At 39.5% G+C, this 12,080-nt stretch carries 5 protein-coding genes; 3 read left to right on the top strand and 2 right to left on the bottom strand.

From position 1 onward, the window contains the following. Positions 1 to 36: 36 nt before the first annotated feature. Positions 37 to 1,686 (bottom strand): alpha-L-fucosidase, encoded by a 1,650-nt coding sequence (locus tag ACH11B_RS14245; RefSeq protein WP_377610355.1) that lies wholly within the window; start codon positions 1,684 to 1,686, stop codon positions 37 to 39. A 266-nt stretch (positions 1,687 to 1,952) separates the two neighbouring features. Between ACH11B_RS14245 and ACH11B_RS14240 the strand changes: the two genes are divergently transcribed. Continuing rightward, a complete protein-coding gene (locus ACH11B_RS14240) occupies positions 1,953 to 2,825 on the top strand; it encodes an AraC family transcriptional regulator (protein WP_168204554.1) in 873 nt (290 codons plus the stop codon). A gap of 103 nt (positions 2,826 to 2,928) precedes the next feature. On the opposite strand, the gene ACH11B_RS14235 is transcribed toward ACH11B_RS14240, so the two are convergent. Then, entirely contained in the window at positions 2,929 to 7,053 is a 4,125-nt protein-coding gene (locus ACH11B_RS14235) for a two-component regulator propeller domain-containing protein (RefSeq protein WP_377610353.1), read from the bottom strand. Between the two features lie 267 nt (positions 7,054 to 7,320). Between ACH11B_RS14235 and ACH11B_RS14230 the strand changes: the two genes are divergently transcribed. Together ACH11B_RS14230 and ACH11B_RS14225 are read left to right on the top strand one after the other, a co-directional pair. Continuing rightward, positions 7,321 to 8,550 (top strand): glycoside hydrolase family 5 protein, encoded by a 1,230-nt coding sequence (locus tag ACH11B_RS14230; protein WP_377610351.1) that lies wholly within the window; start codon positions 7,321 to 7,323, stop codon positions 8,548 to 8,550. Between the two features lie 284 nt (positions 8,551 to 8,834). Beyond that, positions 8,835 to 12,023 (top strand): SusC/RagA family TonB-linked outer membrane protein, encoded by a 3,189-nt coding sequence (locus tag ACH11B_RS14225; protein WP_377610349.1) that lies wholly within the window; start codon positions 8,835 to 8,837, stop codon positions 12,021 to 12,023. Positions 12,024 to 12,080 lie beyond the last annotated feature (57 nt).

Genomic DNA, 12,080 nt, shown 5'->3' with positions numbered 1-12,080 from the left:
ATAACCAATAATTTATATAGAACTTTTTACGATATATTAAGTGATCTTAAGTACATAAGCCGGTTCGTCCTTTTCGGCGATCTCAGGCAATGTCACTGCTAGCCCAGCTATAGTTTGTTCGAATTTTAGTTCATTGCTTCTACCTAGAAGGGTTACTTTCTTTACCTTATGGCTATCTGCCCTCAAATTGTTAATCAAAACGTTGCCGGTTTCAGACCATCCCATTAAAATGGCATATATTACCCCGTTCTTCGTTGTGAAGCGGATATCGGCGGCGGTTAACGGTTTGTTCTTATCCTCATTGAAACCAGGGCCGGACAGTGGAGCAACGCCTTCCATGGCCGGGCCTTCCCCGAAAACCTTCCAAGGCCTTGTCCCAATGATAGCCTCACTGTTAACGCCCATCCAGGAAGCAATTCCTTCCACTGTGTTCCGTGCCTCCGAATCGATGGAACCATCACCACGAAGCGGCACACTCAGCAAGAGATTACCGTTCTTACTAACGACATCTGCCAGCATATGGATTACCGTTTTGGCACTTTTATAGCTTTTATTATCATAGATTCGTCTATCATAATGCCAAGCACCTATACAGGTGCAGGTTTGCCAGGGCTCTTTTTCGATTTTGTCGCTTTGTCCTCGCTCAATATCCCATACCATACATTTCCGTTGCTGTTCATTCAAGATTTTACCATTGATAACCGCCTCCAGCTTTCCTTTATTTTTTTGCTGATTGACATTGTAGTAATGAGCTGCAATACGCAGTCCGGCATCATCAATTGGCCAGAGCGGAAGTACCGTATCATCAAAATAAACCAGGTCAGGATCATAATTATTGATTAGCTCAACCGTCCGATCATGAAAGTTTTCACAATAAGCTTTGGAAGGAACACTCACTCCCGAGCTCACGTCCCAGCTCCATTGGCGGTGGATCATGTTGTGGTCTTCGCTGTTTTCGCTCAAAGGGTGGTTCTGCGCATACAGCTCTTGCGGATCAAGACCATCCCACCATTTTCCGTTTCCGTCAGACTTCGTGAGTTTTCCATCATAAGGGATGTCTTTGAGCGGGCCATTTTTATCGGCTCTTTGGGAAGTTTCATACCAGGTCCAGGCATGCGCGGCATGCACACTTACGCCGAAGCACAATCCACGTTTTTTGGCAGCCTTAGCCCAACCCGCAACCAAATCTTTTTTTGGACCAATTTTGGTAGAATTCCACGGCTGATGGCTGCTATCGTAAAGGTCCATATTATCATGGTGATTAGCTAGCGCCACAAAATATTGTGCTCCGGCACGTTTATATAGGTCCAATAACATTTCAGGATCCCATTTATCCGCTTTCCATTCGTTTATTACATCTTTAAAGCCGAACTTAGAAGGATGACCGTACTTCTCCACATGGTAGTTATATTGATCACTCCCTTCCTGATACATACCTCTTGCATACCAGTCGCCTCTTTCGGGTTGACATTGAGGGCCCCAATGTGCCCAAATACCGAATTTCGCGTCACGGAACCAATCGGGAACCTGATACTGTTCCAACGACTTCCATTCCGGTTTAAAATCGACTTTCGCAATCGGTGCATGGGGATGCAAGGTGTTAAAGGTCGACCTAGCAATTGATTTACTCAACCAAAGCGAGGGAATGGCCATTCCAAGGGCTTTTATTACGGTTCTTCTTTCCATTAATTTCTTGTCTTAAGTATTTTTATTGGTATGAAGGTGAATGTTAAAAATTTGTTTCGATGGTTTTACAATATGGTGTCACAACGCTTTTCAAAGTTAAGGATATCGAGGCTATCCACAATGTCTATTATCGACAAATTATTTCACTTTATCGATTTTTGCTTTACGTTAAGCTTTGCCCTAGTTCCCATATTTTATCCTTTATTCATATTGGAAGCTGTACTTTATCGACTTTTCTTATTATATTTAGAAAACATAAGGATCGTATGGATGAAAAGAAGATTAAACGAGAATTTATCTTATTGAATGTCGGGCGGGCCGTCCATCATGCGGATTGGAACTGGAAAAATATACATAGTCCTTTTACCCGTATTCATTTCATCGAAAGCGGGTCAGCCAAAATCGTACGTGAAGATCATTCATATACACTAAAAGAAGGACATTTGTACCTAACACCACCTCATACCAAACATAGTTATAGCTGCACCGGTAAGCTGTCACTTTATTACATTCACATCTATGAAACTTTAGGTAAACAGCTGAGTATTTTCGACATCCTCGATTTTCCTGTCGAAATCAAAGCTGATGAGTTAATTATTTTCCTTATCAAACGTTTAGCAGCTATCAATCCCAAGCTTGAACTACAAGCTTATGATCCGAAAGATTATGATAATTCGCCAACGTTGATAAAGAATATTAGCCAACAAACGCATACACCCCCTGCCTTAGAGATGGAAACCGAAGGCATCTTAAAACAAATCCTATCACGCTTTTTAACAGGGGCCGCCGATAGGAACTTAGATCTGGACGAACGCATTTTGAAAGCTATTCACTACATTCATAGTAACATGGATAAACCAATAAAAATCGAGGAGCTTGCACAGGCCTCCTGTTTAACGACAGATCACTTTATTCGCCTTTTCAGAAAACAAATGCATTGTACTCCTAGAAAATATATTAATCAAAAAAAAATAGAACAAGCACAACTGATGCTGCTGGTGAAGCACATTAGCATTAAAGAACTTGCTTATCAACTGGGCTTTGAAAACATATCCTATTTTAACCGCCTCTTCAAAAAAATAGCGGGTGAAAACCCGGGAAAAATGCAACATAATAGATCCCCCTTACGGTTAAAATAAGCGTTAAATGGTGTGCTATTGAAAAGATAATTGTAGGCTATAATCTAGTAATCTAACGGTACGGAAGCGGTATCAAAACCTCTATTTTGTATTTCCGTTATGGTCAATCGCCATGCAACTTCGAGACATTCTTTTTATACTCATTGGGTGTAACACCAAATTCATCCTTAAAATATTTTCTAAAATATTTGGCTTCATTAAATCCTACCAAAAGGGAAATTTCGCTTACATATAGCTGGCTTTTTGCGAGTAAATCTGCGGCTCGTTTTAAGCGAATAAATCGAATAAATTCGGATGGGGTCTTATCGGTCAATGCCACTATCTTTTTATAGAAATTAACCCTACTCATTCCCATTTCTTTGCATAAATCCTCCACTAAAAAGTTGGGATTTCCTATATTCTCTTCCGCTATAGATACAGCCTTCTTTACGAATTTCTCATCCATTGAGACAATTTCGATTTTGCCAGGGGATATATCAACCTTTGCTTTGAACCTGCTTTGCAATAGTTTTTGCTTCTCAATAATCTTTACGATCTTCAGTTTAAGAATCTCAATGTTGAATGGTTTAGAAATATAGTCGTCTGCTCCCGCTTCAATGCCGGAATATCTGTTTTCGTCGGATGATTTTGCGGTAAGCAATATAACGGGGATGTGTGAAGTACGCATATCCTCTTTTATTTTTTTGCAAAACTCATATCCGTCCATTTTCGGCATCATTAGGTCACATAGAATCATTTCAGGCCATTGATCAAGCACTATACCATAGCCTTCTTCCCCATCGTTAGCTGTAACAATACGATAATCGTTACAAAACAGACCGGTTAAGAAGCTACAGAAATCCTGATTATCGTCAATAATCAAAAGTAATGGCAAGCCGTTATTTTGTGGCAATTTATTCAAATCAGCCATAGCATCCAAGGATGTTTCATTTTTTACGCTTCCGGGATAGATGACATCTTGGTTTTTCAAGATGTCCAATGTGGTATTTGTCATAGGAATTAATACCGTAAATACGGACCCTTTTCCTACAACGCTTTCAACATATATTTCACCGTCATGAAGCTTTACGAATTCGCTAACGAGATGCAATCCTACTCCCGTACCCGGAATACCATGTACCTCAGCACTCTCGATACGAAAAAAACGCTCAAAAATTTTACCGAGATATTCCGGTTTGATGCCCGTCCCAGTATCTGACACCTGAAAGCAGAGCTGCTTTTCTATCGCTTTATTACTAACTTTTTCGGAAAGAAAAATGCTGACATCGATATGTCCTTCACGTGTATATTTAAACGCATTGGAAATTAGGTTTACAATGATCATATACATTTTTTCCCTATCAAACTGCATCGACAAATCTTTCTGAAAAGTTGTAAAGGTGAGTTTAATAGATTTTTCGGCAGCCAGTGGAGAAAAAGACGCGCAAATATCTTTAGCAAATTCTATAATATTTCCTTTAGATAAATTCAAGGCCAATTGATTTTGATCAAGCTTTCTAAAATCAAGTATTTCATTTACCATATCTAAAAGCCTTCGCGCATTCTTATACATCATGTTTAATGTCGACTTTTCATCTGGACTTATAGGAGACGTTAGGAGCTTTTCCAACGGGCTGATTATTAATGAAAGCGGTGTTTTAAACTCATGGCTAATGTTTGTAAAAAATTTAAGTTTCAGTTGATCGACCTCATGTAATTTTTCTGCTTCCAACAGCCTTTGTGCGTGCTCGAATTTTTCTTTTTGCTTGTTCAGCTTATGTTTTATGAATAATGTAATTAAAAGGCCGGCGGTAGCGACATAAATAGTCCACGCCCACCAGGAAAACCAAAAGGGCGGTCTAACAATGATCTTTAGGATTATTGGTTTTTCTGACCAAATATTGTCTTCGTTACCTGCGTATACTTTAAGCTTATAGGTACCTGCATTGAGATTGGAGTATGACGCTACGCCAACACCATTCGTTATCTCTCTCCATTGCTTTTCTAAGCCCTCCAACATGTATTTATATTTATTTTTTTCAGGATGGATAAAGCTGAGGCCGGAGAACTGAACAGTGAAATTGGTTTCATCATGTTTAAGAATGATCTCATCTAGATCGACTATTGATTTATTAATAATGATGCGCCCGTTATAATTCACATGGGGCTTGATCACTTGACCGGCTATTAAAAGATCCGTGAATCTAGGTGTAGGAACAAAATTGTTTACCGGGATATCTTGTGGGTTAAATGCTATATAACCCTGGGTAGTACCCATGTAAATTATGCCCTTCTTATCTTTAAAGACAGCATTGGGATTAAAACTAGAGCTTGGCAACCCATCATTGATGTCAAAAGAAATAATAGCTGGTTTAAGCTCCGGCATTTTACGGTTGAAATAGATACGATTCAGTCCATTACTTGTTCCGGCCCAAATATTTCCATCACCATCTTCCACCAAGGATCGCACGTCGTTGCTTGACAAACCATTGTTAGTGGTTATGCGATGAAACGTCTTTACCTTGGGATCATAAATGTTAATTCCATTTTTAGTTGCCGTCCATATCAAACCCTCGGAATCAGTCATTAATTGAGGTACAGGCGTTCTCGAAACCGAGTCTTGAAGCTTAGAATCGGCAAAAAAAGGAACAATTTCATTTTTCTTGTAAATCCGATAGATGCCTATGTCTGAACAGAAGTAAATCTTTTTAGAAGCGTCGGTAAAAGTTGACAGGATGAAATCTGAACGTAGTGGGCTATTCTCCCTATTATAATGTGTGAACACCTTTCGCTCAGGATTCAAACGATTGATTCCCCCGCCAAGTGTAGCTATCCATAAATTATGATCATGGTCTTCCGCTATACCATACACACTTTGGTTGGATAAAGAATTGGGATTGTTTTTATCAAATCGGTATTGTTTAAAACCTCGATTCTTATATGCGTTTAAGCCGCCTAAAAATGTACCAATCCAAATTGTTCTTTGACTGTCCTCGAAAATCGAGGTGATAATGTCAGACGATATACTTTGTTCATCGTTCGAGTTGGCACGAAAACGTTGCATACTTCCGGATTGTTCGTTATATTTTATCAAGCCTTTACCATTGGTACCAACCCATAAATTGTCTTGCTGATCTTTATAAAGGCTGCTACAATCAAAAACTTCCGCATTTCGAATAAATAGGTAATATAGAGGCGATTTCCAAAATTTAAACATGCTGGGATGATAGTAAGACACACCATTTTTGTAGGTGCCTGCCCATACGATACCGTCATTATCACAATAAAGACTGATAATCGAATTTTGATTCAGCGAATATTTATTATAAACATTATTTTCAACGATACGGATTGTCTTACGTTTTTTATCATAAATATTTATCCCCCCATGATCAGTGCCTATCCAAATCATACCCTTCGAGTCTTGTATAATACATCTTGTGAAGCTATGAGAGAGTGCAGGGTTGGTGTCCACGCCTAATAATGTCCAATTATTTTGTTTCAAATTGAAGAATAGGGCTCCTTTATCATTAATTCCAGGGTATACCCAAATGTCTTTATCTGCGTCTATGAAAATATTTTTGGGTATGATAGAACTTTTTAACTTTTCTTTTATATAGGTATTTCGGATCTCAACTGCCGCCGTCTTTGTGTTGACCCGCTCTAAGACACCATCCTTGTGCAATACCCACATAAAATAATCTTGAATTTTCATATCAGTAATGGGAGATGGAACAAGATCTTTTGCATAGGGTGATTGTTTAAAAAGCGATATCTTCTTTGCTCCTACGTCATATTTGTAAATTCCTTTTCCGAAGTAGGCTACATAAAAATTTTTGTCTTTATCCACTTGTACGGAAATAGGATATGGAGGTAATCCCATCTTGTTTAAAACAGAATCGATATTGCTCGTAAATGATTCCGTACGCCAATTATAGAATAGGAAAGTGTTTCCCTGTAGCCATAAATTGCCATTCGCGTCTTCGACAATCTTTCTCAGATTCTCATATAGATAGCTATTAGTGCCGTTTACATCACTATTAAATGTCTTAAATGCGATACCGTCAAAGCGATTTAAACCGGTACTTGTGCCGAACCAAACGAAGCCTCTACTATCTTTAAATATACTAAGCACTTCGTTACCAGACAGCCCATTTCTGTTATCAAAGTGAGCGAACTCATAAGGTTGAGCATAGGTGAGTACAAATCCAAATAAAAATATTATTAAAAAAAATGTCGGTTTCCTCATCGGTTAGCTGATTCGGTAAATAGCGTACGCAAAATAAACAAATAGTATCAAGTAAATTGGCAGCTAATCATTTTATCCTGTAATTAGAAACATATGATCCCCTTGCAGAGAAATACTGATCCCCTATTGCATACATTTCATCATCTGCTCGTGGTTATCTCCCACTATTTTTGTTTCAAAGGAGCCTTGATGGTTTTAAAGCGATTGCTATACACAGTATCGTGAAGCTCCCAATTATAAACATTCTTTAATCTAATTTCTTAACTTATGAAGAGAAAAATTCTATGCGGAATTATTCCGGTATTCTTAATGCTTTCTTGCGCCAAAATTCATGAAACCGCTTCTCCAAGCAATAAAGCGGCGATAGGATCTAAACTTGCGTCAACGCGTCAGCAGCAAATACCGCCAGATATGAGCGGAATGAGTAGTAATGCCTTTCAACTAGTTTCCAAGATGCATGTGGGATGGAATCTCGGTAATACATTGGAAGCGATTGGCGGAGAAACCTATTGGGGAAATCCACTCACTACGGAAGCCATGATTAGGGCCGTTAAAAGTGCGGGAATTAACGCTGTCCGCCTTCCCTGTTCCTGGAATCAATACTTAGAGGATCAAACAACTTATAAAATAAAAGAAAGTTGGTTAGCGCGTGTAAAGGAGGTAGTCGATTATTGTGTAAACAACGATATGTATGCCATATTAAACATCCATTGGGATGAGGGATGGTTAGAAAAAAATTGTACGCCCGAAATGCAAGAATCGGTCAATAAAAAACAAAAAGCCTTATGGGAGCAGATTGCCATTTATTTCCGTGATTATGATGAGCATTTACTATTTGCAAGCAGTAACGAGCCCGATGTAAAAAACAGTCAAGAGATGGCCGTCCTTCATTCCTATTATCAAACATTTGTTGACGCGGTACGCAATAGCGGAGGCCGAAATACCTATAGAAATTTAATTGTCCAAGGCCCTGCCACAAACATTGATTTATCGGACGAACTGATGACTTTGCCACATGATCCAACAGGAGCAGGTAGAATGATCATGGAAGTACATTATTATGCTCCTTATAATTTCTGTCTGATGCCGAAGGATGAAGATTGGGGTAAAATGTTCTATTTCTGGGGCGAGGAATTTAAAAATTACGCGGTGGGTGAGTATGAGGGCCGTTGGGCAAACTGGGGCGGAGAAGATTATGTACGCGAACAATTCAGTAAAATGAAGCGCAGATTTACCGATCAGGGCATCCCGGGAATTGTTGGCGAATTTTGTTCTGTTAGAAGGACCTTTAGCGATCCGACTATCCAGAAAGCGCACGATGAATCCAGAAACCGTTTTCATGCGTGCGTGGCTCAAGAGGCGAAAAATGCCGGATTTACACCGTTCTTGTGGGATGTAGGGGGAGTTTTAGATCGTCGCAACAATATGGCGGTAATTGATCCGTATATCTTCTATGGTTTGATGTGGGGTGCCAATATGGGTAAATATCCATTTTAACATCCATTAAATGTTAAAATTTATCAGCGCCCAAGGAAAAACCTTGGGCGTTATGCGCTTAAAGGACTTTAGAAAATTGATTAATAGTACACGCTTATTGTACTGAACCCGATTTGAAAATTTGGCATCCAACCAGTGTATGCAAGAGCTGATAAAATTTAAAATTAACATTTCCGCATCATATCTATAACATTCTATACCCTTCTGTATTTGATCCTGTATTTAACTTTACCGACCCAACTTGGGTAACAATAAAACCAAAACTGTTATAAACTTAATTAACCATGAACTTAAACAAATTACCTGAAAAAGGTCTTTTGCCTGTAATCAGGCATTGGAAACAGACGATCCTGTATCTGTTTTTTTATTTGAGCCTAACGCCCCTGTTAGCGCAAAATACAAACAACCTGCGTGTCACAGGAATTGTAACCAATCGAAGCAATGGAGCGAAACTTGCTGGTGTATCCGTGCTTGTTAAGGGTACTACTAATCGTGCACGTTCCGATGAAAATGGCAAATATGCTATTGAAATCACTCAAGGTAAAACATTGGTATTTTCTTATTTAGGTTATGTTACACAAGAATTAGTGGTAACGAACCCTGTTCTTGATGTGTCTTTAGAAGAGAACACACAAGCATTAAGTGAGGTTGTTGTTGTCGGATACGGAACGATGAAACGTAGCGATCTCACTGGATCTGTGATTACCGTTACTGCCGACGATATAAGCAAATCCGTCAATACTTCCTTAGACCAGGCCTTGCAGGGAAGAGTTGCCGGAGTTGCCGTTACACAAAACTCGGGTGCTCCGGGCGGAGGTATATCGGTAAGCATTCGCGGAACAAACTCATTTAGTGGCAATGAACCCTTATACGTCATTGATGGTGTGCTTATTGATGGTAACACGCGCGACAATTCCAGCGCATTATCTTCAATTAACCCCGCAGATATCATGTCAATGGAAATTCTCAAAGACGCTTCAGCTACAGCCATTTATGGAACAAGGGCTGCAAACGGTGTTGTGATGATAACGACCAAACGCGGGCAAGCAGGAAAAACAAAAGTTGCTTATGAAGGATACCTGGGATTACAACAATTACCAAAGACCTTAGACGTATTAAACTTAAGGGAATACGCCACCTATCAGAATTTACGCAGTAGCGTCATCGGATTTGGCGAAAGGGAAGAGTTCATGGATCCCTCTCTTTTGGGAGAAGGAACGAATTGGCAAAAAGAAATTTTCCGTACTTCACTGATGCACAACCATCAATTAAGCACTAGCGGTGGCACAGAAAATAATCGCTTTGCTATTACCGGAGGATACTTCAATCAAGAAGGTATTGCATTAGGATCAAATTTCACACGCTATTCGCTAAGGATGAACTTCGACTCCAAGATAAACAAATGGTTGAGCACCGGCGTGAGTGCCTATACTGCTCGACTTGAAAATGTAAATACGATTGACAACTGGGGAATTATATCATTGGCTATTAGGCAACTACCTGAAGTACCTGCCAGAAATCCGGACGGGAGTTGGGGTTCGCAACAAGAGAACATGTATGGAACTTATTTTGCAAATCCGGTAGAAGAAGCCCTTACACGAGAAAACTACACGAAGGGTACACAGACCAATATAAGCGCTTTTGCTGATATTACCCCATTGAAAGATTTAGTTCTTAGAATAGAAGGAAATACCAGCTTCAATTACAATAATTCCTATCAATTTACACCTTCATATGACTATGGGACTTTTAAGCAGCAATCTTCAGGTTCCCGGTCTGCTAGTAACTCGTCCTTTACCAACCTCAAAACCTATTTAACCTACTCGAAAAATTTCAATGACTGGCATAACCTTTCAATAATGGCGGGGCATGAAACACAAGAGAACAGATGGGAGTCGCTATCCGGGAGCCGCGTCAATTACTTTCTAAACTCTGTGCATGAGTTAGACGCGGGGGATGCAAAAACGGCTAGAAATAGCAGTTCGCGATCGTCTGGAGCCATTGAATCCTATTTTGGAAGGTTAAACTACGGATTCCGCGATCGTTACTTAGTAACAGCTACCGTCCGTAGAGACGGATCCGATAAATTTGGCCGGAACAACCGATGGGGAACTTTTCCTTCTCTAGCCGCTGCTTGGAAAATGAAAAATGAATCATTTTTAAAGAATGCCAATGCGGTTGATAACTTAAAATTAAGGCTCGGTTGGGGTTTAGTGGGAAATCAAGCGGCAAGCGCCTATGCCTATGGTGTAACGATGGCGACTGCGGCGTCTATATGGGGAACGGGTTTTTATCCGGGAAACTTTGCTAATCCTGACTTAAAATGGGAAAAAACTAACGCTTATAACATCGGTTTAGATCTTAATCTTTTCAAAAACAGGATCGAATTCATTGCCGATGGTTATTTGAAGAAGATCGATAACTTACTTATGCAAGCAGTTCTTCCCGATTACATCAGCGGGCTGATTGCTGCCCCTTGGGTGAATGCAGGATCAATGACCAACAAGGGGTTGGAATTTACGTTGAATACCATCAATATCAATAAAAAAGGCTTCTTCTGGAAATCGGGGCTTAACTTCTCACTGAATAGAAATAAAGTAACCGATTTATATACGGAAACTGCGACCATATTGGGAAAGATTGGTGCTGAAACTTTTACCTATACCAAGGTGGGTGGCCCTGTTGGTCAGTTTTATGGCTACAAGGTAATCGGCATGTTTCAGGACGAAAGCGATTTTTATAAGAAAGATCAATACAACAATTTTGTGTTAGATGAAAGTGGCAACAGAATACCTATCGCACTCCCTAAAGACAAAAACATCGATGTAAACGGTATTTGGATAGGCGACTTCATCTTCGAAGACCTGAACGGAGATGGGAAGATTGATGAGCAAGACCGCGATTTTATTGGAAACCCCCAGCCTAAATTTTTATTCGGCGTCAATAATTACTTCTCTTATAAAGGGTTTGATCTAAACATCTTTATTAACGGTGTATTTGGAAATAAAATATACAATCAACTTCGTAAAGATTTCACCAATCCAATGAATAATTCGGGCATGCTGAAAGAAACGACGGGCATTGCGATTATTGAACGAATAAATCCGGACGGATCTGATCAGGATATCGCAAATGTCAGAATTGCAAATCCAGATGCTACGATACAACGCATAACAGTGAGTGACGCAAATGACAACAGTCGCATGAGTGATCGTTTTGTTGAGGATGGTTCCTATCTACGAATTAGAAATGTCTCTTTGGGTTATACAATACCGAATAAACTACTATCTAAGTTACAGGTTGAAAATCTAAGAGTATACATGAATATCCAAAACCTATACACTTTTACCAAGTATAAAGGATATGATCCGGAAATCGGATCGTATAACCAAAGTGTATTACTCAGTGGTATTGATTATGCACGTTACCCCGCTCAAAGAATTTACACATTTGGATTGAACCTAACCTTCTAGCAAATACACTTAGTATCACAAAATCGAGCGACGTAATAATAGGATAATTATTTATAC

Source organism: Olivibacter sp. EAT-5 (genome assembly GCF_044784325.1).
Classification (GTDB): domain Bacteria; phylum Bacteroidota; class Bacteroidia; order Sphingobacteriales; family Sphingobacteriaceae; genus Olivibacter; species Olivibacter oleidegradans.
Note: the sequence above shows the minus strand (reverse complement) of the source record. Positions and strands in the feature narration are given on the sequence as shown.